23 protein-coding genes are annotated in these 23987 nt (G+C 58.4%); 1 reads left to right on the top strand and 22 read right to left on the bottom strand.

Annotation, left to right across the window (positions count from 1 at the left end):
• Positions 1 to 4: 4 nt before the first annotated feature.
• From IVA74_RS37560 to IVA74_RS37480, 17 genes are all read right to left on the bottom strand, one after another.
• Complete coding sequence (locus tag IVA74_RS37560; RefSeq protein WP_247352761.1) at positions 5 to 1087, bottom strand: dsDNA nuclease domain-containing protein; 1083 nt, start codon at positions 1085 to 1087, stop codon at positions 5 to 7.
• Positions 1088 to 1443: 356 nt separating this feature from the next.
• Positions 1444 to 1905 (bottom strand): PTS IIA-like nitrogen regulatory protein PtsN, encoded by a 462-nt coding sequence (gene ptsN / locus IVA74_RS37555; protein WP_007598573.1) that lies wholly within the window; start codon positions 1903 to 1905, stop codon positions 1444 to 1446.
• A gap of 220 nt (positions 1906 to 2125) precedes the next feature.
• Entirely contained in the window at positions 2126 to 2725 is a 600-nt protein-coding gene (gene raiA, locus IVA74_RS37550) for a ribosome-associated translation inhibitor RaiA (protein ID WP_247352758.1), read from the bottom strand.
• An 83-nt stretch (positions 2726 to 2808) separates the two neighbouring features.
• On the bottom strand, positions 2809 to 4422 hold the full coding sequence (rpoN, locus tag IVA74_RS37545; RefSeq protein ID WP_247352756.1) for an RNA polymerase factor sigma-54: 1614 nt from the start codon (positions 4420 to 4422) through the stop codon (positions 2809 to 2811).
• A gap of 90 nt (positions 4423 to 4512) precedes the next feature.
• On the bottom strand, positions 4513 to 5523 hold the full coding sequence (gene lptB, locus IVA74_RS37540) for an LPS export ABC transporter ATP-binding protein (protein WP_247352754.1): 1011 nt from the start codon (positions 5521 to 5523) through the stop codon (positions 4513 to 4515).
• A 174-nt stretch (positions 5524 to 5697) separates the two neighbouring features.
• Positions 5698 to 6408, bottom strand: a complete 711-nt coding sequence (locus IVA74_RS37535; RefSeq protein ID WP_247352752.1) for an LptA/OstA family protein — start codon at positions 6406 to 6408, stop codon at positions 5698 to 5700.
• A 5-nt stretch (positions 6409 to 6413) separates the two neighbouring features.
• On the bottom strand, positions 6414 to 7142 hold the full coding sequence (gene lptC, locus IVA74_RS37530) for an LPS export ABC transporter periplasmic protein LptC (protein WP_247352750.1): 729 nt from the start codon (positions 7140 to 7142) through the stop codon (positions 6414 to 6416).
• 144 nt (positions 7143 to 7286) lie between these two features.
• Positions 7287 to 7901 (bottom strand): ribonuclease D, encoded by a 615-nt coding sequence (locus tag IVA74_RS37525; RefSeq protein ID WP_247352748.1) that lies wholly within the window; start codon positions 7899 to 7901, stop codon positions 7287 to 7289.
• 194 nt (positions 7902 to 8095) lie between these two features.
• Entirely contained in the window at positions 8096 to 9586 is a 1491-nt protein-coding gene (locus tag IVA74_RS37520) for a hypothetical protein (protein ID WP_247352747.1), read from the bottom strand.
• Between the two features lie 482 nt (positions 9587 to 10068).
• A complete protein-coding gene (locus IVA74_RS37515) occupies positions 10069 to 10773 on the bottom strand; it encodes a c-type cytochrome (RefSeq protein ID WP_247352745.1) in 705 nt (234 codons plus the stop codon).
• Between the two features lie 167 nt (positions 10774 to 10940).
• Positions 10941 to 11174 carry a hypothetical protein gene (locus IVA74_RS37510; protein WP_247352743.1) on the bottom strand — a complete coding sequence of 78 codons (234 nt, stop codon included), beginning with the start codon at positions 11172 to 11174 and terminating at the stop codon, positions 10941 to 10943.
• A 135-nt stretch (positions 11175 to 11309) separates the two neighbouring features.
• Positions 11310 to 11570: a hypothetical protein gene (locus IVA74_RS37505; RefSeq protein WP_247352741.1), complete on the bottom strand. Its 261-nt coding sequence runs from the start codon at positions 11568 to 11570 to the stop codon at positions 11310 to 11312.
• A gap of 114 nt (positions 11571 to 11684) precedes the next feature.
• A complete protein-coding gene (locus IVA74_RS37500) occupies positions 11685 to 12326 on the bottom strand; it encodes a DUF1109 domain-containing protein (RefSeq protein WP_247352739.1) in 642 nt (213 codons plus the stop codon).
• Positions 12323 to 12880 carry a sigma-70 family RNA polymerase sigma factor gene (locus IVA74_RS37495; protein WP_247352737.1) on the bottom strand — a complete coding sequence of 186 codons (558 nt, stop codon included), beginning with the start codon at positions 12878 to 12880 and terminating at the stop codon, positions 12323 to 12325. Before IVA74_RS37495 ends, IVA74_RS37500 begins: the two co-directional genes overlap by 4 nt.
• Before the next feature lie 263 nt (positions 12881 to 13143).
• The gene (locus tag IVA74_RS37490) at positions 13144 to 13527 is read right to left on the bottom strand and encodes a hypothetical protein (RefSeq protein WP_247352735.1); all 384 of its coding nucleotides are present in this window, start codon (positions 13525 to 13527) and stop codon (positions 13144 to 13146) included.
• Between the two features lie 215 nt (positions 13528 to 13742).
• A complete protein-coding gene (locus IVA74_RS37485) occupies positions 13743 to 14387 on the bottom strand; it encodes a hypothetical protein (RefSeq protein ID WP_247352734.1) in 645 nt (214 codons plus the stop codon).
• A 4-nt stretch (positions 14388 to 14391) separates the two neighbouring features.
• Entirely contained in the window at positions 14392 to 15252 is an 861-nt protein-coding gene (locus tag IVA74_RS37480; protein ID WP_247352732.1) for a DUF2971 domain-containing protein, read from the bottom strand.
• Between the two features lie 165 nt (positions 15253 to 15417).
• On the opposite strand from IVA74_RS37480, the gene IVA74_RS37475 reads away from it, so the two are divergent.
• The gene (locus IVA74_RS37475) at positions 15418 to 18816 is read left to right on the top strand and encodes a hypothetical protein (RefSeq protein WP_247352731.1); all 3399 of its coding nucleotides are present in this window, start codon (positions 15418 to 15420) and stop codon (positions 18814 to 18816) included.
• A gap of 76 nt (positions 18817 to 18892) precedes the next feature.
• Here the strand turns inward: IVA74_RS37475 and IVA74_RS37470 are convergent, their stop codons facing one another.
• From IVA74_RS37470 to IVA74_RS37450, 5 genes are all read right to left on the bottom strand, one after another.
• Positions 18893 to 19690 carry a hypothetical protein gene (locus IVA74_RS37470; protein ID WP_247352729.1) on the bottom strand — a complete coding sequence of 266 codons (798 nt, stop codon included), beginning with the start codon at positions 19688 to 19690 and terminating at the stop codon, positions 18893 to 18895.
• An 88-nt stretch (positions 19691 to 19778) separates the two neighbouring features.
• Positions 19779 to 20402, bottom strand: a complete 624-nt coding sequence (locus IVA74_RS37465; protein WP_247352727.1) for a hypothetical protein — start codon at positions 20400 to 20402, stop codon at positions 19779 to 19781.
• 6 nt (positions 20403 to 20408) lie between these two features.
• Complete coding sequence (locus tag IVA74_RS37460; RefSeq protein ID WP_247352725.1) at positions 20409 to 21455, bottom strand: DUF262 domain-containing protein; 1047 nt, start codon at positions 21453 to 21455, stop codon at positions 20409 to 20411.
• A gap of 29 nt (positions 21456 to 21484) precedes the next feature.
• Positions 21485 to 22216 carry a hypothetical protein gene (locus IVA74_RS37455; RefSeq protein WP_247352723.1) on the bottom strand — a complete coding sequence of 244 codons (732 nt, stop codon included), beginning with the start codon at positions 22214 to 22216 and terminating at the stop codon, positions 21485 to 21487.
• Positions 22203 to 23858, bottom strand: a complete 1656-nt coding sequence (locus tag IVA74_RS37450; RefSeq protein ID WP_247352721.1) for an N-6 DNA methylase — start codon at positions 23856 to 23858, stop codon at positions 22203 to 22205. The genes IVA74_RS37455 and IVA74_RS37450 overlap by 14 nt, the downstream gene beginning before the upstream one ends.
• Positions 23859 to 23987 lie beyond the last annotated feature (129 nt).

Genomic DNA, 23987 nt, shown 5'->3' with positions numbered 1-23987 from the left:
TCGTTTATTTTCCATTCACAGCCTCAAACAATTCGACGAATATGGCGGCATCAATTTCGATTGCGTCATAACTGGATAGCTCGGACATCTGTAACTGAGCTTTGACCGTGTCGACGACCGGCAGCAGCTTGTCACATTCCATCAGGGCAGCTTCAATTGTGGCGAGAGGTTTGTTCACTATTTCGGAGAGCGTCACTGATCTGGCACTGCGATTTGTACAGCCGCGAAGATGAGTGATTGTCTGCGTCTTCAGCCTAATTCGAAATGCGATCGAACGGCCAGCATCCTTGAGTTCGTCTTCAATGATGGACCAGCTATCGAGAATGCTCCGTCTATTCTCAGCAGCAGAAAGAACGTCTGCCAGAGTTTTCCGAGACAGTGTCTTCCGAGCAAATATATCTTCAATGCTACTGTATTCCGTCGTGTCGTTTGTTCGCGCTGTAACTTCCTCAACGAGAGTGCGATATAAAGCGCTAACAGCCAGTCCGTCTGTATTTTCGAGCATCTCGACCAACTTGCCCTTCACCATCGTGTCATAACCCGTCACAGGCACGTCAGTGCGCTCGTAGTGCAGCACGATGCTCTCGCTAGGTGACCGGGGCGCCGCAAAATCGAGATCGAGCGCCTTAGCAATCACTTCGCTGTCCTTGAGACCAAGGCTCGCATGCGCAATGTTCCGATGGTCGCTGCTAGTCTTGGTGCCGTCCGCCAGCGTGAAGCTGAAAAATGCGTTCGTTAGGAATGTGCAGCGCGTAACGGCCGATCCGAAAATGGTGGTGTGATGATACATCTTGCCAACCGGCGTGCAGGGGCTCTCGCCTTCCTTCTTGGCGAGGTTGGCAGCGGTCCAGGGCTTCGACTGCTTGCCCTTGATCTGGAAGAACGCGATCTTATCGGGATCATCGGGGCCGGTGAGAATCGCAAGGTCGTCGAAATGATCAAATACGGCACGATAATCGGAGCCCGCTGCGTGCCACTCTAGAACTTTGGCTAAACAAACGTGCACCTGAAACGCATACCTTGCGCCTGTTCGGGGTCCCGACTTCTCGCGCGGCCTCGCTGTAACAAGCGCTGTCGCTAGCGTCATACATCCCCCACTGCCCAAGGTTTCGCTCCCCGGCCGATGCTACTTTGCAGCCGGAGCCGCGCCAAGGGTTCTTCATCTTCAAATGGATGGCGGCAGCAAGCCTTTAGGATAACTTGGTTGCACCTAAGTTCAGTCCGTGCGCGGACCAAAGAACTTCACTGTGTAACAATCTCTGGGCAGAAGCGAAATTATACTGTAAAATCAACGGCACATGGGCCATCTGCCGCAATCCTTTCCTAGGCACCATTTTCGAAATCTCAGCATCAAATGGCTCGCCTGCACATCAGGCTTTGCTGGCACTTGCGTGAAGCAAGGCCAGATCGGGCATTCATCTGAACTGTTGGAGACCCGGCTTCTTACGCCGCAGTCGCGGGCGGTAGCGCGAGCACCGAATAGATCGCCTGGGCGTCGCGCGAGGCGCGGAGCTTTTTGGCGATGTCCTGGTCGCGCAGCAGGCGGGCGATGCGGGCGAGCGCCTTCAGATGGTCGGCGCCGGCGCCTTCGGGGGCGAGCAGCAGAAAGACGAGATCGACCGGCTGGCCGTCCATCGATTCGAAATCGATCGGACGATCGAGGCGCGCGAACAGGCCAAAAATCTTTTCCAGCTTGGGCAGCTTGCCGTGGGGAATGGCGACGCCGTAGCCGACCGCGGTGGTGCCGAGCTTCTCACGCTGCAGCAGCACCTCGAACACGGAGCGCTCGTTCTGCCCGGTCAGCTCGGCCGCCCTGGCGGCGAGTTCCTGGAGCGCCTGCTTCTTGCTGTTGACCTTCAATGCCGGGAGAATCGCCTCGGGCGCGACCAGATCGGTAATCGGCATGGAAGGTTTCCGAGGTGAATTAAACCGTCAGGTTCCGAATTGGCCAGCTTGGTGAGAAACCACGCCGGGCCGGCGTCAAGAAGGTGATGCAGGAGGGGAACTTAGCCCGGTCCTGATGTGGGGCGCTTCTACTCCAACGCAATCCCGGTGCCAACTGCTGCGTGCGGCTTTGCCCCCGTCATTGTTAAGGCTGCGGATGGTACGGGCCCCGGTTCCGGCCCTAACCACCTGATTTGGCCCCCGGCGGGTCGATCCAGCCCACATTGCCGTCGGCCCGGCGGTAAATGATATTCACCCGGCCGCTGGAGCCGTGCTGGAAAACCAGGCAGGGCGCACCGCTGAGGTCGAGCTCCATGACGGCCTCGCTCACCGAAAGCTGCTTCAGGGAGGTGGTGGCTTCGGCGATGATCACGGGGCTGTAGCCGGTGACCTCGTCTTCGTCCTCACCCTCGCCCGGCGCTTCCAGCACGTAGCTCGTGGCATCCATGGCGGCGAGAGCGGCGGAGGCGACATGGGCCTTGCGGGCCGAGCGGTCCTTGAGCCGGCTCTTGTAGCGCTTGAGGCGCTTCTCGATCATCAGGAGCGCCAGGTCGGCACTGGCATAGGCATCGGGCGCGTTCGAATCGGCCTCCAGCGTAATTCCGGAATCGAGGTGCAGCGCGCAGTCAGTGCGGAAGCCGAAGCCGTCCTTGCTGAGCGTAATGTGCCCGGAATAGTTGCCGTCGAAATATTTACGCAGGACCTCTTCAGTCCGGTCGGTGACGCGGCCGCGCAGGGCCTCGCCGACGCTGACGCTCTTTCCCGAAATCCGAAGAGTCATGTGATACCTCGCTTGGTTTGAGTGCCTAGCTTGGATCGGCCGCGAAGGGGGGATGAGAGTAGCGCGATTCCGCGCCAGCGCAATCAGGCCGGCACGGTGCTGCGGGAGCGATCGGACATTGCGGTGGAGAGGACGTTACCAAGAGCGCTCTGCTTGTCGCGGCGGCGTTGCACCGAGGAAGGAATGCGCATGGCTTCGCGGTACTTCGCGACCGTGCGGCGGGCAATATCAATGCCCGAGCCGCGCAAGCGTTCCACGATGGTATCGTCGGACAGGATCGCGGACGGCGCCTCCGAATCGATCAGCTGCTTGATGTGGTGACGCACGGCTTCGGCCGAATGCGCCTCGCCGCCGTCAGCCGAAGCGATCGAGGCCGTGAAGAAATATTTCAGCTCGAACGTGCCGCGATTGGTCGCCATGTATTTGTTGGCGGTGACGCGCGACACCGTGGATTCATGCATCTGGATGGCGTCGGCGACGGCCTTCAGATTTAGCGGCCGCAGGTGCGCCACGCCATGGGTGAAGAAGCCGTCCTGCTGGCGCACGATCTCGGTCGCGACCTTCAGGATGGTGCGGGCGCGCTGGTCGAGCGCGCGCACCAGCCAGGTCGCATTCTGGAGCGCGTCGGTGAAATAGGACTTGTCGCCGTCCTTGCCGATCTTCTTGGAGAGCTGCGAATAGTAGGTCTGGTTGACCAGCACGCGCGGCAAGGTGTCGCTGTTGAGCTCAACGTGCCAACCGCCGTCGGGACCGGGGCGGACATAGACGTCAGGTACCATGGTCTGGAGCCGGGCCGAGCCGAACTTCATGCCGGGCTTGGGATTGAGCCGGCGAATCTCGCCGATCATGTCGGCGATGTCCTCGTCATCGACGCCGCAGAGCTTGCGCAAGGCTCCGACGTCGCGCTTGGCGAGGAGATCGAGATGCTCGACCAGGGCCTGCATCGCGGGATCGTAGCGGTCGAGCTCGCGGAGCTGGATCGCCAGGCATTCGCTCAAATTGCGCGCGCAGACGCCGGGCGGATCGAATTTTTGCAGCACGGCAAGAACGTTCTCGACGTCCTGTTGCGATGCGCCAAGCCGCTCGGCGGCCTGGCCGAGATCCGGCGGCAGATAGCCGGCCTCGTCGACGAGGTCGATCAGGTACTGGCCGATCATGCGCTGCGCGGCCCCGGTGAAAGCAACCGACAGCTGCTCGGCGAGGTGGTCGCCGAGCGTGGTCTCCGCGGCGACGAAGGCTTCGAGATTGTAGGCCTCGTCACCGGAGGCACCGCCGCCCCATTCCGTATAGGTGGTCGGCGCCGCATCCTGGGCGTTGCGTGCGGCAGCCTCGGCCGGTTCCTCGGAGAAGACGTTGTCGAGGCCGGTGTCCATGGTCTGCTCGATCTCGGCGCGGGTGCCGAGATCCTTGCTCATCCATTCTTCCTGGCCGGGCTCGAACGCCTCGCCCGGACCGCCGCCGGGCTCGTCATTGTGGCCGCCGTCGCTATCGTTGAACTGGCCGGTCTCGGCCGGGGCTTCGCCGGCCGGGGGCTCGTCATTGGCCCGCTCCAGCAGCGGATTGCGCTCGAGTTCCTCTTCCACGAACGTCGTGAGATCGAGATTGGACAATTGCAGCAGCTTGATCGCCTGCATCAACTGCGGCGTCATGACCAGCGACTGCGATTGCCGGAACTCTAATCTCTGCGTAAGCGCCATGAAGCAAGAACCGATCCCAAAAGTTGGTCCGATTTTTGCTTATCCTAGTCCGAGCCTGATGTACACGCCTTGACGAAATGGAAAAACGGGCTAGAGGCGGAACTCCTCGCCAAGGTAAAGACGGCGTACGTCCGGATCGGCGACGATCTCATCCGGGCTCCCCTCGGTCAGGATTTCACCGGCATAGACGATGTAGGCGCGATCGGTGAGGCCGAGCGTCTCGCGCACATTGTGGTCGGTGATCAGCACGCCGATGCCGCGGTTGGTGAGATGGCGGACGAGGTCCTGGATGTCGCCGACCGCGATCGGATCGATGCCGGCAAAGGGCTCGTCGAGCAGCATGTAGTTCGGACGCGTCGCCAGCGCACGTGCGATCTCGACGCGGCGCCGCTCACCGCCGGACAGCGCGATCGACGGCGATTTACGCAGGCGCGTGATGTTGAATTCGTCGAGCAGCGAGTCGAGCTGCTGCTCGCGCTTCTTGCGCGAGGGCTCGACCACTTCAAGCACGGCGCGGATGTTCTGCTCGACGGTGAGGCCGCGAAAGATCGAGGCTTCCTGCGGCAGATAGCCGATGCCCAGTCGCGCACGCTGATACATCGGCAGCTTGGTGACGTCGTGGCCGTCGAGTTCGATCGCGCCGCGGTCGGCCTTGATCAGGCCGGTGATCATGTAGAACACGGTGGTCTTGCCGGCGCCGTTCGGACCGAGCAGGCCGACCGCTTCGCCGCGGCGCACATAGATGCTGACGCCGCGCACAACCTGGCGGCTGCCAAAACTCTTTTCCACGCTATGCACAGCCAGGAAGCCCGGGCGCTTCAACAGCTGAGGCCCGCCGGAACCATTGGGCTTGGCGGCAGCGGCCCTGACGGGATGAACCGCCTGCGCGCGCGGCTCGGCTTGATAGGTGGCCTGGAAGTCAGCCTGGAACTGGTCTGGCGCATGCATCGGCTGGTCACGCGCAATCGGCGGCGCATCCCGTACCGGGCTGGCCACGAGACCGCCGACACTGTCACCGAGCGCGGTGATGTCCTGGCGCGCAAATCCTGGCCGGCCGCGCTTGGCGGGGCGCCGACGGAACATGCTGAAGAGATCGACCATCCCCGCCTTCTAGCCTTTCGCGACGATCCTGCGCGGAACTGCCCGGTGAAACACCCCCGATAAGCGGCGAACCCCGCTTCGAAAGCCCTTCGCACCAGATACAGTCTCGCCGGGCAAGCTTCAACCTCGGATCAGCAGTGCTCGGCCCAAGCGCTTGAAATCATTCTTCAAATTTTACTTCGGTTTACTGGCGCCAGGCAGTTGCAAAGGCCCCGCGCCGGGCTTGCCCGATCCTCCGGATCCGCAATCATTGCCGCCGCCTTGTGGCAGCAGCGCCTGCACCCGGCCGGTGTCGGATTCCACACGCGACACGCCGGTGGTCATGTCGACCGCCAGCCGGTCGCCGCGCAGCACGTTCTTGCACTGCGTCAAGACGACGCCGCCGAGCATGGTGATCTGATTGGTCCTGGTGTCGAACACGGCGGTCTCGCCTGTCACCACCTGGTCCTTCTGGGTGACGACGACATTGCCGCGCGCCTCCAGCCGCTTGATCGAGGAGCTGCCGCCCGGCCCCGGCGTCGCCGACTGCATCGGAGCGCCCTTTGTCGCCTTCGCCGCAGGCTGCGGTGTGGCCGGCTTGTCGCCGCCCGAATCGTAAAACACCACCAGCGTCTTCGAGGTCATGGTGGTGTCGCCCTGGATGACCTTCACATTGCCGGAGAAGGTCGCCTCCTTCTTCTTGTCGCGCATCTCGAGCGAGGCAGCTTCGATCTGGATCGGTTGATCGCGATTCTGCGAGAAGCCCTGCATCGCGTTGGGCACGCCTTGCATCGTGCTCTGCGCGATTGCCGCACCCGTTGCGAGCAGTGCGACGCCGACGGCGAGCGCGGCCGCACCAGGGATGACGCGCCGCTTGTCTTTGTTGCGCGGAAAAAACCTGATCATGAAAATCACTTTGAATTGGCAGACTTGTTCTGCGGCGTGCGTGTCTTCGCTGGCGGCGCAGGCTCGGGGGGCACAGGCTGAGCGGCGGCAGGATCGTCCAGCTTGTCGAGATGCATCACCACATTGCCCTCGAAGCGGATGACATCGCCGCCGTCCGTGATCCGCAGCCGATCGGCGGTCAGCGTGCCGTTGGTCAGCTTGACGTCGACATGCTCATCCGACGAGACCGTGCCCTTGCCCATATCGACGAAGGCCGAGTTCAGCCGCGCCTCGTAGCCGGTCGAGGTGCGCAGGAAGATGTCCTTGTGCAGGTCGAGCTGCTGCTGCTTGTTGTCGAACCGTCCGGTGCGGGCATCGAGGAACAGGGTCGATTGGTCTTCCATCAACACTTTCGCGCGCAAATCATGGAGATCGACATGGTCGGGATCGGTGATGTCCTGTGTCGCGGTCTTGGCCCAGAGCTCGTAGGGCCGCTGGTCCGGGGTGAAGCCGGACATATGCGGCGATTCCATCGTGATCTTGGTGCCTGTCACCACGAGGTTTCCGGAGTCGAGCTTCACCGGGATCTTGAAGGGATTGAGGAAGGTTGACACGGCCACGATCACAGCCATGGCCACGGCCACCGTCGTCGGCACCGCGATGCGCAGAATCCGCACCAGGCGGCTGTGGCGAGCCGCGCCGGCGAACTTCGCCGCAAGCGCGGCGTCATAGGTGGGATTATGGGCCGAATTCACCTGGGCTCCTGAGGTATCGCTCGCCTTGTCCGGTTGACGGGCGCCCCATTGTAGCCGGCAACGCCAAAATATGCAGCCGGCGACAGGCCGTCAGGAAAGTGACCGAAACGGGGCGACCGCCCAACCCAGCCGCCACGCGAAGCTCTAGGAATGCGCGAAAATGTCCTCTTCGGCCCAGCCCTGGAGGTCGAGCAGAGCGCGGGTCGGCAGGAAGTCGAAACAGGCTTTTGCCAGCGCGGTGCGGCCTTCCCGCGCCAGCATGGCATCGAGCCGCTCGCGCAAGCCGTGCAGATGGAGCACGTCGGAGGCGGCGTAGGCGAGCTGCGGCTCGGTCAGGCTGTCGGAACCCCAATCGCTCGATTGCTGCTGCTTGGAGAGATCGACATTGAGCACCTCGCGCACGAGGTCCTTGAGGCCATGGCGATCGGTATAGGTGCGGATCAGGCGGGAGGCGATCTTGGTGCAGTAAATCGGCCCGGTCATGACGCCAAACGTCTGGTAGAGCACCGCGACGTCGAACCGCGCAAAGTGGAAGATCTTCGTGATCGCGGGATTGGCCAGCAGGGCCTTCAGGTTCGGCGCGTCGGTATGCCCCTTGGGTATCTGCACCACGTCTGCGCTGCCGTCGCCGGGCGAGAGCTGCACCACGCAGAGCCGGTCGCGGTGCGGGTTCAAGCCCATGGTCTCGGTGTCGATCGCCACCGCTCCGGTGTAGCGGGACAGATCGGGCAGGTCGCCGCGGTGCAGGCGTACGGTCATGGCGTTTCAAACCTCAATCGAATCGGTGCGCTTTCGCAGGCTAATACCCGCGACAGACGCTGGCGAGGGCCGGCCGCGATGTATCCGCTGGCAGCCGTCGGCGCAAGCATCAGGCGCAGCTGGGCATACAGAGCTGCGGCGCTGCTCGTCATTATCGTTTGTCATTGTCTTTTGGCATCGCCGGCAAAACCGGATCAAGGCCGGACGTAAACGGTCTCGTAGGCGCCGGTGTATTGCTCGCGCCAGCCTCGGCGCTCCACGAGAAAGTGCCGCAGCTGGTCGTGCGCCTTGACCCATAGCACGGCGTCGATCCGGTATTTGTCGAGCACCATGTCCCACGCGGCTTCGTCGATCTCCCAGCTCACCAGCTTGAAATAGTCGCGCAGCAGATCATCCGGATAGGCCGTTGCGGCGCGGCCGTCGACGAACAGGGGGACAGTTCCGTGCGTCGCGAAAATCAGGTAACCGCCGACGTTCCAATTGTTCAGCACCCGCTGACCTGCGAGGTATTTTTGCAGATAGCCGGCATCTTCGGTCGACAGCATCTGCGGAAGTGCGAGCGCCGGCGCAACGCGTAAGTAGACCATCGGCAGGGTGCACAGACCGACGATGCCGGCGGCAAGCAACGGTCCACGCAGATCGAGACCCGTGAGACGTTCCGGCAGCAAGCGGCTGAGGTGAAGCGCCATCGGCGCGGTCGAGAAGATGAAGAAGAAGGCGATGTACCTGAACTGATACAGCCCCAGAATCAGGAACAGCCATGACATCAATCTCGGTTCGAGCGGGATCGGCCTGGAGTTTCTGTAGCGCAGTTCGAGCGCAACGAAGGCCAGCATGTACAGGATGCCGGGAATGCTGCCGGGCATTTCCATGTTGTGATAGTAGGACAGCCATTCGCCGATATTGCCCTGGACGAAGTGCCCCATCGTCGCGGCAGCACCGGCATAGATATTCCAGCCGAGCGGGTTGACGAATGTCGCGGCAAGACACCCGATTCCGGTGAGCGCAACGATCCTGAGCTCGGCCCAGGCCGCTCTGAGCAAGGCGGCGCCGAAGAAAACGCCGATCACGAAGAAGCCGAGCAGAAAGCCGCCGTGCAGATTGGCCCAGAGCGCCATCAACACGGGAAGCACGAACCATCGCGTTCGTCTCAGGCACTCGCGGTAGAACACGACGCAGAACAACATCGTGCATGTATTCGGCGAGACCGCGAGATACATGTTCGGCGAAGCTTCGTAGGCGGGATAGAGCAGGCAGGCAAAGAAGACCGAGACGCAAACCGCGATCGCCGATGCGCCGTAGCCAAGAGAGATCGCAGTCAGGGTGCCGACGATCGCCGCGCCACAGGCCACCGTCAGCACGACGAGGCCGCCAAAGCCCGCGTATTGAAACGTCGCACTGGCAAGCGCGTCCCAGAGCCAGGACAGATTGAACCACGGCTTGTCGCCGTGGGTGAACGACCAGGTGTCCTGGGGCGGGATAGCGTTGCTGTCCCGGATCAGATCTCCGGCCGCCAGATGCCAGCCCAGATCGTAGTGACCGAGCAGAAGCGGCGCGTTCAAGACGTAGAACAGGCAAATGAACGAGATCAGGAATAGATAAATTCCCGATCTCAGAAAAAACGGGCTGATCGCGTTCGCAACCTTGTCGAATGCCGACGCGCGCCAGACCTGGTGCTGATCCACCGCTTCCCTCACGACAAAGCGAGCCCGACGGCTCTGCGTGCTCGCCGACCGCCGGTTGCGAGCCTGACCGCTGACTTAGGCCAAGTTGTCTAAGGTGGAGTAAATTCGGATGGCGCAATCGGGGGTACCAGCGGACGAAATTCGGCGCGGCGGCAGGTTTCCGAGGTCCCCAACCAGCTGTTTTCTTGAAAATACCGATGCAGGCCGGCTCAAGCCGGGTTCTGGCGTGTTCGATCGGCTCGAAGCCAAACTGGCGGCGCAAGCGGACCGCAACTGATCCTCACCGTCGCCGCGCCCAGGAAAGGATTGGATCGCCCCCGCCGAAAAAGCCCCATTTTGCTGGGATTTTGAACCGCTCGGTGGACGATTGTGTACCGCTCTTGCGTACCGAAAGACAAGGTGAGTCATTTCGATCCGTCAAGCACCTGGACGCCAGCTTCCCGAACCTGCGCCTTGACCGGGACCTGCGTGCCGCAATCGGCTTAGCATCCGGCTTTGATCGTGTTGCTGATCTCATCGGGTGCGGCAAAAATCACGTCCGCCCGGTCGCCCATCATGCCCGCGGGAACCAACGCCGGCGCGCCACTTTGCGGGCCGTCTTTGCCAGAATCAGTTTTCAGGCGCAGGTTGCGTTCCCAAAAGGCGCGGGTCTTGCCATCGGCAGTGGTCACTCGGTAGGTATCGCGACAATAGGTGATCGCCTTCACCTGCATGTTCGCTTCCATATTTTTCAAATTGGGATCGGGACCGCCGCCCATCATCCCGCCCATGCCTCCCATTTGCCCTTGAGCGGTCACCTGCGGTGCGGCGCCTGGCTTGGTCGCCTCTTTCAGGAAGGCGAGCAGGTCTGCACGGTCCTGGGGGTTCTTGATGCCGTTGAACGGCATTTCGTTGCCCGGCACCATGCGGTCGGGATCGGTCAACCAGCCGTCCAGCGAGCGATCGTCCCAGATGATGCCGGACGATTTGAGCACATCGGAATAGCGCTCGAAGCTCGGTAGCGATCCGGCCTTGCGTCCCCACAGACCGGCAAGGCTCGGCCCCGTCATGTTTCGGTCGGGTTCAAGCGAATGGCAAGGGGCGCACATGCGGAAACTCCGTTGGCCTCGCGCGACGTCGTCGTGCTGGGCAAACGACGGCGATGCAAATGCAATCGTCGAAAGCCCAATGACAATGAGTTTGTTCATTGCCGATCGTCCTTGCTTCTCGTGCGAAGGTACTTAATCAGCGCCGCGGCCGCCAGGATTAAGACGATCACGACCAGCAACCAGACGAGGCCCATACCCCACATCATCCCAGGCATCATATTGTCCATCATAGGCTCACCTCGAACATCTTGCGGGGCAACGCGGCTCTACCTGCAAGCGGCGCGCTTCATGCACATCAGCATCATGAATGCGCACGGCAGCGACGCCATGATGCGAAATATTTCGGCGCCGATCAGCCAATTCCAGTTCCAGGCGACACTCAGAGACGCCGCCGCTGCGAAAACCAGATACAGCGGCATCCGATAGCGGGCGACATGGTTGCCCGGAGTGACGCTCAGTGAATTCGCGACGTTAGTAGTGATGTGGTGATCCAAAGCCATGAAATGCCCTTTCCTATTGCAGCGAGAACCAAAGGCGAGGGGTTTGCGGAGCGTCGATCACGACCCACAACTCCCTAGCACTTGGCCAACAGCCGTGGTTGCGCTGCGATGTTGGCAAGCTCTGCGTGGACGACGTCAATGCCCCTTCGGACCGCCGTGATACTGGAGCGCCGGGTTGGCAACGCCGCCGATGGCGGGTGCCCAACGTGACGCGGCGCGATCGTAGGCGAACGCGGAGTTGAGGTCGGTCTGCGATCCCGCCCTGATCGGCGCGCTCCGTTTGGCTTCGTTCGGCCAATAGCTCTTATCGGTGATAGTCGAGCCCGCCTGCGCCGTCGCGGAGATCGCCAAGAGCGGCAACAAGAGGGAAATCGTGAGAAGGTGCTTGGTCGACATGTTCCGGCTCCATGATGTTGGAAGCACCGTGATGTGCGCTTCTGGTCATGAGTTCGGAGTCAAATGTCAGCGGGTTACACGCTCACGCCGACGTGAAACCACTTGATCGGTTACTCACCAGCGCAACAGCCGTGGTCCCAACGCCGCGCCTGCCAGTGTGCACAGCACAATCGTTCCGCCGTACCAGACGGCAATAAATGGCAGCGAATCTTCCGTGCAGTGAAGCGCATAAGCTATTGCGCTTGCACCTCCCGCTATGAGCCCCGCGAACGCGCCGGCGCGTCGAAGATTTGTGGGCGCACCTTTGCGCACGGCCCAAATTGAAACGGCAAAGGGGACGATCGCAATGACCGGAATGGAGAGGAGGCATTCCAGCCATTCATCCCCCACGATCATCCGGTCCCAATGCGCGCGGGGCGCCGCCCCTAGGCTGACGGCGGCAAGAGCCACAATGACGAGAAACGGCACCGCGACGAGGAAGGGCGAAATTTTTTGTTCCCCGCCGGGGCGGGCCAGCCTCGTCAAGTAAACCAGCGCGAGACCGACGACCCCGATTGCGAATGCGAGCTTTATGGCGAGAAAAGCCAGCGCGCGGGTCGTCGCCAAGTCGGCGCGGAAGCCCAAGCCGGCAAAGGCGATGCCAAGCGCCACGGTTGTCCCTGCGGCGATTGCGATGGACAGCGTGCGAACGACCGCGTTGCGGTCGACCGGCTCGACATTTGTACTCAGGAGCGCGACCAGATCATCCGTTTTCATGTTCGGGTTTCCCGCGCAATTAATGCGGCCAGCGCTTTGAGCCCACGGTGGATGTTTACTTTTACGCCCGACTCGGAGAGCCCACATCTCCTCGCGGCTTCCGCTACGTTTAATCCGTCGAGTTTCACAGCCTTGATCGCGCATTGCATGCCTTCGGGCAGCCGCTCGATCAGCCGCCTTACGTCATACGTGCTTTCTGTACCGGCATGGTCATCATCCGCCATGACCTCGTCGGCCGCATCGATCGGCACGTCGGCAAGCGACCCACGGTTCCGACGCAGAAAATCGATCAGTTTGTAGCGCGCGATGGCGTGCACCCAAGGCGTCAACGGCTCCCGCGGATCATAGGTATGCCGTTTGATGTGGACCGCCAACACTGCTTCCTGCACCAGATCTTCAGCCTCCGATGTATCCCTGCCGATCGCTGCGAGCTTAGCCTTGTAATAGCCGCGCAGGCGGCGGCTCAACTGGTCGAGCAGCGAGCGGTGTGACGCCGCATCACCTTTCAGGCTCGCAAGCATCAGGGCCTTAAGTTCAATTTCCAGGGGCGTCATGCCCTGTCTCATTAGTTCGGCGGCCCTGCGGATTTGGTTACAGTCTCAGCGTCGGGCCGCAAAATCGGGGCTAGGTCTGGACGGTTGGCTCGACGAGTTTGAACTCGTAATCCTTGATCCCGGCAGGGCGGAAGTCACGATTTCGCCAGACGCCTATCAGGAAAGTCATAACTCACCCAGCATGCGGGCGACAGCGGTCTGACCCGGAACGATCGGCTCGACGTCCCTTATTCGCCCCCCCTCCGCAACGCGCGATTGAAGGCCTAGTGAGCTATCCAAACGTCGTTCGAGCCATGATCATCATCCTGGAATGCCTCGACGTAGAGCTCATGGATGGCACGCGACAGACCAAGCAGCTGCTTGTGCGTGAGCGGTTGCGGCCCGGCGCGGATTGTCGCGAACACCTTGTTCAATTCCGCTAGCGCCACGCTCGTCCAGAACCGCGCCACATCATCGTCGCGGGTACGCAGAGAGAATTTGATCTCTGCGCCGATCGTCGCGGTCGCGATGAAGGGCCGGCTGAACATGAACTCTGGGAACTGGATCAGGACGCGCCGGTTCATCGCGCCGCGCGCCAGGACATCGGCGGGCGTTCTGAGTCGAAAGATATGGCTGGAACAGTCAGCCCGAGAAGTGATGTAGGCCATTCCAGACGTCACCAGCGCTATGTCCCGGTATTGTGTACCGGTCAGCGGCTCGAATTCCCTGCAAATCAGCAATTTCAATCGCTTAGGGAAAGGGTGGTGCCCAGGAAAGGATTGCGACGACCGAACTCTATACTATTGAAACTGCAAGATAATTTCAAGTCTGAAAATTCTTTGTTACACACCTCTGTATCTCAAAGGATAGAGAGCTGACGTCTTCAAAAATCTTCCATGCTCGCATATGGCCACTTCACCAAGGTAGGACGCCCGTCCTCCCATAGCTTGTAAACTGTCCCTTCCCACATCACGAGCACTGCCCTGAACTTGTCCTTCGCGGGTGCGGTGCCGTTCTGAAGGACCGGCAGGCCTTCGTCCACGTATGCACCATAGCAACCTAGGTTGACGTAGATCGCTAGCCCAACTTCCGGCGGGTAATTCTTTGCGATCTTCTTGGTAACTACTCGGTCAAGCGCGGCCGGGATGGCCTCAAATCGCGCCCTCCATTGTTCTACTGGATCAGGCTCCAGAGCAAAGCTGCCTTCCTCATCCCCGCGTCGGCGGCCGTCCCTGTCAGCCTCGGTCGCCTCAAATTGCTGTATCACCCCGTCCGTTTGTATCTCGAAGTCCGGTCGCTCGGTAGGCGCCAACCGAACGAGGTCCGACGAAAGGGCCGTTGCGAAGCGACCTGCAATCCAAGCGTCCCGCAAGAACGCGAGCCCGGCTTGACCAAAGAAAACTGATCGCGAGAGGGGTCGTAGGATTTCGTCCACCCGATGACGAAATGCATCGACACGGTTCCAATTCGAGAGTTCGGTTCTCCAACTATCGAGCGTTGTTTTGGGGATACGGCTCTTCAGCGACATAAGTTTATCGATAGGATGCGGCTGATATCCGGACTGGCACGTTTTTCCAACCATACCGCTCAAGTGCAGCCGTGATGTATCGAGTGGGTGTAATGTTCTTAGGTCCAAGAACAACCTCGATTACGCACGGCGCGGTTTCCCCAAGCGGAAGAATGCGATACGGAACTATGCGGTCGTGTCCTGGACGAAAATCCATCTTGGACAGGTCGCCATGCGAGGATGCTTCTGTCGCATACGACAAGATAAGCGAGATCAATCGCCACTCGCGCTCCTCGCGGAAAGCCGGGTTCTTCACTCGGTATTGCACGAGGTGCAGAGCTAGAAAGCTCGCGGTGAGGCTTCGAAATTGCTTATCGACCTCGACCTTCCTGTCCCCGTCTAATGCGGTCAATAGTGTTCCCGTGTCGAGCGCCCCGGCTTTCACCGCGTGCACGACGTCATCCAAAATCGATTGAACAAGGCTGGCTTGGTCTTCGCTAGAGTAAGCAACCTTGTGCAATGACAGGGCTTCTCCTGACTGTCTGGCGTATAGAACGCCGGCCAGCGCTTCCAAACGCTGTTTGGAGAAACCGATAGAAACGCCGCCCCCGTCGCCTGCGTAGGCACGCCACTGGCTGAGAAGGTCACCTTCCTCCGACATACAAAAGCCCGCAGCACCAAGCCGAGTCGCGCCCAAATCAAAGAAAGATAGTAATCTTTCCATCTGTACGGGATAGAAACCTTCCTGCGTGCAGCGTTCGACCAAAAGATTGCGCAGCCATCTCCCCTCTAACCGGTCATTGGAGAGTGTGAAGTCGGACAACCAAACGCTTCTGGTCTGTAAGATCGAAAGGAACGCGCTGTTGGTGCAATAGTGGTACAGCATCTAAGCTGGCTTCCCCTCAATCTGCACAGTGGGAGAGTTGCTTCCCTAGAATATCTCGCTGACGAATCGATTCACATGGCAGCGTGACATAGCAACCTTCTGATAGCAGCCGAAAGAACCACCGATAGCCCGCAATCCACAGCCCCAGAATGACCGGGAGCATTCATGGACGAGCCTATTAAGACTTTCGATCTTTCGCCTGAGCAGCAAAATACGACGACACTGATCCAACGCATGCTCGGTAAGCGCATTGCCGATCGTTATGTTGACTTTTGCCGCTTGGCGGCTGGAGTTTTTGCACTCCGAGTATCGAGCCCGATGGCCGCTCATGCCTTGCGCGAATTGGAATCGATCCTCCGACAAACGCTCGAAGTTCCGATGGACGTAGCGGTCACACCCTCACCCGAAGAGACGAAGCGAATTGAGGAAGTGAAAAAACAACTCAAGGCGTTCGGATTCAGTGACGATGCAGTTCATCGGGCGACCAATCAGCTACGTCCGCGGCTCAGCCATAAGGAAGAAATCGAAAAAATTGTGACTCGCCTTGGTCTCGCGCCGACCGGCGATATCGCGCGGGCCTGGAAATCTATCTCTCAAATTCATAGCCAAGCCCATGGCGGTCGCGCCCTACATCAGTCGTTTGTCGTTGACGATGAGTTTCGGACCAACTGGCAAGCACCTTTCGATACCACCATCCGTGGCCTCATGATCGCTCTGCAGGGCCGGTACGCGGCGTTTATCCGGCGGATAGATCAGCTAATAGCAATGCACGATCGTAGCGCCGCGGTAACAAGCTTCTCAAAGGAGATTCCCGGCGCTCTGCCATTGCTCTGGCATTTTTTCAATAAGCTGGAAACTCCAGATTGGTTACCGCACCTAGCAAAGCGAAACCTGCTAGCTGCTCCCTCATCGCAGACAGATGAGGCGGGCGACGACGGATTATTTCTGCGCCAATGGCCTGCGGGCCGCTACCTTCTGCGTATGGCCAAATCGCACGATGTGAGCACGCTGACGCTGGTTGTCTCGGCGCTTCGCGATATTGCGGTGTCCACCCACCCTGACGTTCAGCAGATGGGGATGGATATTTTGGCATCTTTGCCGCCGGCCGATGCCGCGCCACTTGTCGATCTCGTCGAACAATGGCTAACGCCCGCCGCTCGTTTCATCATGGCGCAAGCCCCGCACGATTTGATCAAGAGCCTCGCCCAAGGAAACGAAGGTGATGCAGCTCTCCACGTGACACGCTCCGTGTTCAAGGTCTTCGCGGAGAACGAAAGGCTGACTACGTTGTTCAGTCGACACATGTACGAGCACCACTTGCCGGATGCAGTCAAGGCTATTGCTCCAGTCTGCAAGGTCGACGCGGTCTCTTTAATCAGCGACTTACTCGATCAGGCTGTACGCATCAGTGGCAAAGTGAGTGAGAATCCGCCACATGACTATACATACTATCTTTCGGGTGAGATATCCGAGCACGGCATAAAGCACGACGTGATTGACTCTCTTGTTGGCGAACTTGTCAGAGCGTCTCAACTAGCCATCAAGGCTGATCCAACTTGCACACCGAACGTATTGTCGGAAATACGAAAATATTCGCCAAAGATATTTACTCGGATTGGGCTGCACGTACTCTCTCTTAATCCAAGTGGTGCTCCCGACTTAGCACAAGCTTGGCTAACTGATCGCGACCTTATTGAGGAGACATGGTGTCGGGCGGAATATGGCGAGCTTGCACGAGCTTGGTTTCCCTCTTTGCCTGAGCCGATTCAGCTTGAAATCTTGGCTTGCGTGGATGGAGCCCCCAAGAAAACTCGCGGCCGCTTCATCGAACTCTTCGAACAACACGAGAAGAGGCCCCCCACGCTTCAAGAACAGCAAAGCCGCGACGAATCTCTTGTGCGCGATCTGCTGTGGCATTGGCGGGAAGCTCTGCCCATTGCACGACGCGAGAGCATAGAAAGACTCGGCGACCCTGAAGCATGGCGTCAGCGCTTGTACGAGGCTCCACAGAGGCCTCAAGAGACACCGGAGCTATCAACGGCACCCCTGGACGAGATTGTCGCCTTCTTGGAGATGTGGCGGCCCTCCTCTAGCGGCCAACGAGAAACGATAACCGCGCTCGCGCAAGACCTTCGCAATGCCGCGATGGTCAGAGCAGATTCGTACTCCGCAAACGCTGCTCGCTTTGCTTCGCTTCCGCCAATTTATGCACGCGCAATCCTCGAAGGGCTATCCAACGCTTCGAATAACAACACCGATTTGGATTGGACCGGTGCGCTTGCGCTGATTGAAGCCGTGGTCCGGCCGGCTTCTCAGTACGTTCCTAGCGGCATCGAGGGAGATGATCCCGACCGGTCATGGTCGCGGAAAGCTGCGATCGGATTGCTTGCTTCCGGCTTCCGTCGAGGAGCCCACGCAATTCCGTTTGCGCAGACCGACCTTTTGCAACAAATCGTTCTCGAACTGTATCGCTCCGCCCCACGGCATCCAGATACGGAGAATTTCGAGGAAAGCTATAGCAGCTTGCCCCACCTTGGGGCACAAGCAACATGGAGGGGCGCCTCGGTCGAGCTTGCTATCCTTTTCATCTTCTGGCGCACCAAAGACTTAGACGGCGAGCTCGGTAAAAGGCCCCGCGAAGCCATTCAAGAGCTATCCGACATTCGTCAACTCTTCGAAGCGGAACTAGCTGATCGCACTCCGGCCGGTCGTATTCCCCGCGCGATCATGGGGCGATACCTCAGTTGGCTCGCGTTCTTTGGAGAGGCTTGGCTACGTCAGCAAATGACGGCTCTCTTTCCGAACGATGACGAAGCTCTACGCGACGCTACGTGGCTTGCGCACCTCAGCGCGGATAGCGGCCCAATGAGCGGGTTCGCTTTGGCTATGCGTGCTTGTTATGTGCACGAGATCGAGAGGCTCGGGCAGAATAATGTTGCCAGGGACAAACATCTCGATGATCGTCTCGCCGAATATCTGGTCATTCTCTATATTAAGTCGGCGTTTCCGGACGATGTATTTCAGCAGTTTTGGGATAGAGCGCCAGTAGGGCCGCGTCAGCATGCAATTTGGTTTCTCGGTGCCCAACTTGAGCTGCGCCCCGATCAGCTTCCCGACGACCTGCGTGCTCGCGCACGTTCGTATTGGGACCGCCGACTAGCAGCAGCGAAAGCCTCGGAAAAGCCCGATATGTTTCGTGAAGAGATCGGCGCGATGGGGCAGCTATTCTCTCGCAAAGGCATTCCGGACGAATGGCTGATGGATCAGGCGCTCTCGATGTCGCACGCTGGCTTTGCGCCTAGCGAGCCGTACAATGTATTGGATCGATTGGCGCAGGCATCTTCCAAGTTTCCGGATCGTGCCGCCGAGACTCTTGCGGCTCTGGTGAAGAACCAACGCTTCGACCGCTGGGTCTATATGAGCCAAGCCGCCGGGATGCGCTCGATATTCACGAACGGTCTTGCGACCGGATCGCCAAAAACTGCCGCAGCCATCACAGAGGCTATTAACTACCTCGCGACCCTAGGCGAGACCGGCTATCTAGACCTCCTGCTCGCGCCATGAAAGCACCTAAGGCGTTCTACTTCCTTATGGCACCGGTAAACGATAGCCCCCGCGACTCCGCCTCCGCGAATGAAAATCAGCCTATTTTTTCGAGCGTCCACTGTATTTGACGTTTCAAGGTCGTCCGGCCTCCACATTGACAGCTTACGTCCAATCCGTCACGCGCCTTGCTCTGCGCGATCTCCCGTTTCGTGCCGCAGCCGTCGCAATCCCAACTGAAGGAATGCGGGACAAATAAATAGCTGCCATTGCCTCCTACCTCCGCATCATAGAGTTGGCCGCAGTGGCCGCATTCGATCACGCCGCCCGTCTCCAGTACCTCGCTTCGACGCTTGATTGGGGCCTCGCATTCAGCGCAGTCAAACGTGACTGACACGGCAAAGTTAGCGTTCCAAATGGAAGCTTCCAGTATTCGCGCAAGCTCTTCTGCAATCTGCACCGCACGGTCGCGGCACGTTGCCGCATCAAAAGCCACTCCTTCGCGCTGCTGTTTGATTGTTTGCACATGTAAGAAGCTGCCGAGTTGGTGATACGACTTAGTGACCCATGCAGCCTTAGGGCGCCGATCTTCGCCGAGATTCATCCAGTCCCCGGACGGTCCTCCATCAGTGCCCTCGCGTCTCATTCGAAGGAATGAATTGCGTTCGGCTCCGGGGTCAATCCGGACTAGCTCCTTCATGACCTTATCGGGCTGCCAAGTTTCTATGACCTTCATCGAGGCCTCGGCCAAGTAGCCCGTGAGGAGTTCGTACGACAGCGCTTCGATGCACTTGCGAAGTTCCAGACAAGCATAGGGCAATTGATCAACGTCGTGGGTAGCCAAAAGGGAGGTCGCCTTCTTGAGATGCTCCTTGGCAAGAAATCGGTATTGCATCTCACTGCTCCTGACGGGGCGCGGACTGCGCGGACGTCGATCACGTTGTCGATGATCGGGCCGAAGAGGCCATAGGACCGCTCAAAGGTTAGCCGTTTGAAATCAACTCCGCCGCCGTATCAAGCTTTCGTCTATAGGTTACGAGGACCGTGTCGCCGTTTGCTGACGTGGGATCTGGCGCGGTGAGAAGAGCATACAGTGAGACATCCGGGCTCGGTGCCCCGAATATCCGCCCGGCCAGTGATTCTAAGGCCTGCTGAGTGGTTGACGATATGTGGGCAGATGCATTCCGCATGGTTCTGAGGTCGTTCAGCTCTGAGACAATCGAACTGATGTGAGGCTCGTACGGGTATCCATTCTCAAAATAGAGATTCACAATTTTTCGCACGTTGTCGTGGTTGGCGAAGTCGAAGTAGCGCATAGTCCCAGTGACCATCTTCTGTGCCACTGCAAGGTTCGGTGGATTGACGTACCGCACGGGTTGTGCACCCCCTATAGTTGCACCACCGATCATATGTTCATGAATCGATGCCTCTAGGAATGCCTCCCAAGCGATGAACATATTTAGAAATGCCGCCACCGTGATCTGCTCCAAATCGATCTGGGGGAGGATTGGCGCTCCCGCAGCATCAAATCTATGTGCATTCGCAATGAGACTCTCGCACTGAGCGACGCTCGCGCGGAAATCAGCGAGGGTTTGGACGGCTGGCACGGCAACTTATCCCATCAGAGATAGTAGAAATGCAGTCCTGCGCTCACGCACTTTGGGATCAGTGGTGGCGCGACGACTATCTTGGAGAAATTGCTGCTCTACCTCATTCAACTGGGCAGCATCCTTCAAGGCAAAGAGCTCTTCCACCCGGTCAAGGCCGTTGCGTGCCTTTTCAATAGCGGCATCTGTCGTCAGCGCTACCTTTGCAGAGTCGAAGTTGGGCAAGCCGTGAATGCAATGTGCCACGGCTGTAAACAAGGTGTAGAACAGGAACGGGCGGCTGAATTCTGTTTCGCCTAGACCCTCCGGGAAGATTTTCGATATGGTCACAATCACCGCGTCGAAGTCTTCTTCAACCTTTTTTGGATCGTGCTCGAAGCTATCTTCATATCGATCGTAATAACGAGCCACCTGTTTACGGTTTTTGATCCCTTCGAGCATGGCAACTATCAGATCGGCAACTAGTGCCACTTCGGCCATCCGAAGGACTTCCTTTGAGGTCAGGATCTTCTGCTTGATCCAGTATTCGTAGTATTTTCGTCCAACCTGATCCGCCAGCACTTTGAACGCACCAAAGTGAATGGCATTTAGCTTTTCCTGTTCATTCAAAATGACAGCGTAAGAGTTGAGGCGGCCGAATATGTCGAGGATTTCAGCGTCTGGCAGATTGATCAGAAGATCGACAGCAATCTCATAGGACAGAATTTGCGATTGCACATCCTCGGGAAGCTGACTGAAGAGCAAGCCGCCGTAGTCGGGATGCATTCGTTTTGTGATCGCAAAGCCATCTTTAATGTACGAGAGAATTGACCGGAGCCGCTGCTGACCGTCCACAACTTCTCGGACCGAAACTTTGGTAGTTACATTTATCTTCTGCCTGATGAATACCTTGGGAATTGGCTTCCCACGCACGATGGTGTCCATCAGGAAACTTTTCGCCTTGTCACTCCAAACAGCACGTCGCTGGAACGACGGGTTCAAGACCAGTTGCTTATGTTTATCCCACTCAACAAAATCGTTGATGCTGTAGACGCGAGAATCGAAGCTTTTCATGATGAAACTCGAACTGGAGGCGGGGATAGCTACCTAACGTTACGCAGAACTCCCGCATCAAACTCGTAAAAGTCGGGATTTCGCTCAGCGGTTATGTTTAGAAGCTCGTCGAATATATCTGATAGGGGCAGGGGCGTCTCAGGTTTCCCAACTTCAAAAGTCCGTACAGGGCTCGCAGCCGACGCGTCTAACAATAAAATGTAGAACCGCTCGAATTGCTCATCCCGCCCGGCTGGGTCGGCGCGACCAGTGAACAGCCTCAAACGAGCGTGCGCATTAAGGAATGTAGACTTTCGTTTGCTGGTGCCGTCAGATTCGGCGTCCTTATTGAAGAAGAAAAACGCACCGAGCACCGCATAGGGGAAGCGCCGGTGGAGCGTAACGGCCTCCATCAGCATGTCGCCCCGCCTATTAACCAAATTCTTTTGAAAATTCTTCGTGCTGGCATCACGGAAATTGATGCTCTTTATAGAGATGGCGAGAAGTAGACCTGCTTCCTCGGTAGCCCAGGTCACATCTACTTTCTTTGCTCCCAGGCCACCGGCCATCCGGCGCTCAGCTCCGGAGGAATCGAGTTCGCCGGGGCTTGCAGGCCGAGCCTCCTTGAGCCCACGCTCTCGAAGTTCAGCGGCTACTGCCAAAGCAACACATTCGGACAGTCTCTCGCTATAGCGGCGCTTTACATTCTGCGCCTCCGAATCCAATGGCTTGGATCCAAGCCCCGAAATGGCTTGCTTTAAGCGATTTTCAATCCGCGACACGTGCGCTGGCCGCTCGTGAAACACGTCTATTGAAAAGCAACTCGCGAGCCGCTCTCAATCCTTGAAGTTCGACTTCATCAACCTGCATGTGCTTCGTAAGCACTACCGAGTCCACGAGCCTGACGGCAGCAGATAAGTCATTTGACCGAAGGGCGGTCGCCAGCTGCGGCTTTAAGAAGGTCAACTCTTCACCAATTTCCCCAAGCGCCTTCGGCGAAGGGGCGGGAAGAAGGTCTGCTTCGCGAGGTTCATGTTTCAGAAGTCCGCCACCATATGCGCGGCCAACTACTTCTGATCCCAACAGAGTAAGGCTGTTAAGGCAAGCTATTGGCAAGAGCGTCTTCCCCAAATCCCTCAGCTGGTCCTTTAGCTTTAAACCATAGAGTGAGTTGAGAATTGAGATTCCTGCATCGTTGGTGACTAGACGAGGATGGTCGTGATTCATGTAAGAGAATAGGATGTCTGGCTTGGCGACTTGCGGGACACGCCACCATGGCGTCCGATTGCTGCACTTATAAGCTCGCTGGACTTTTTTCTTCTCTCCATCTCGAATGTAGGCACGTGCAGCCGCCGAAAGCTCTTCGCCCTGCGGCGCAAACATATAGCAGCGGGCTCCCCGGTTAGACATTTCCTTCCATGCTCTATCGCTGAAAGTTAGCCCTTTTAAATGCCGCGATCCTGGTGGCGAAATCTTCAGAATATCTCGCGTTCCAAGCTTTAGTGTCTCCACCTGCTCAGCAGTGAGGGTGAAATAGCCGTTGTTTCCAGTGACGTTCCCCAAATAGGTTTCGCCCCAATCTACCAGGCGACCGAATGCACCTTGACATGTCAGCTCCCGATAAACCCTAAAGGCTTCGTTCGAGATCAGAGCGGGCGTCCATTTCTCGCCACCCGAAGGAAGAAAGTCGATGCTTCCCGGACCGTTGAGCTCGGACAGCGATTCAAGATCGCGCAGCTGCATAACCTCAAAGCTCTTGGCCTTGCCGCGACCTTCGGCAAGCAAGAGTATTACCTCAGCCGTCACCCCGGGAAAGACCAGATGGTCGAACACAACGAGTCGCACGCTGGCAAATCGATTGAGGAGAAATCGTCTGACCTCTGAAGCATAGCTGACAGACAGCAATTCCGCCGGGAGCACCATCCCGAGGCGCCCCGTATCTTTGAGAAATTCCGAGGCGTGAATTACAAACGCGGCCCAAGAACTAGCAAGAGCAGTAAGCCGAACGCCATGCGCCAGCGCAACGCGCAAGCTTTTGGCACGGGCCTCGCCCGAAAACGACTGATACCGAATAAAAGGCGGATTTCCCACCACTGCATCGAATACCGGACGCGGCTCACAATCAAAGAAATCCGAATGAACGATGGTCGCGGAGACCCCCTCCTCCTCCAGACGCTCCTCGGCCTCTTCAACAGAAGCTTTGTGTATTTCCACCCCTTGCAGCTGGTTTGGAAGCGCTCGGCGGGGGGCGCCAAGGTGCCGCAATCGCTCGCCGGCCGGCACTAAGAAAGCTGCGTCCCCACAAGAGGGTTCGAGAACCAAATCTCCTTTATGGCGCACAGCCCAATCAACGAGGAATTGGCTGATCTCCGGAGGTGTATAAAATGCACCCCGTGCTTTCTGTCGTTGAAATTCGATGTTCACTTCCGCCGCCCGCATCCGCCGAATCGCAGGGTCTCACATTGCAGCGAATCAGTAAACGTTCATTTTATGTTCTAAGCCTAAATCGTTGCGCTTAGAAATCCAGCCAGCGAGACCAAAACGGCCCGGCAA

It is taken from the genome of Bradyrhizobium sp. 132, assembly GCF_023074185.1.
In the GTDB taxonomy this organism is placed as follows: domain Bacteria; phylum Pseudomonadota; class Alphaproteobacteria; order Rhizobiales; family Xanthobacteraceae; genus Bradyrhizobium.
Note: the sequence above shows the minus strand (reverse complement) of the source record. Positions and strands in the feature narration are given on the sequence as shown.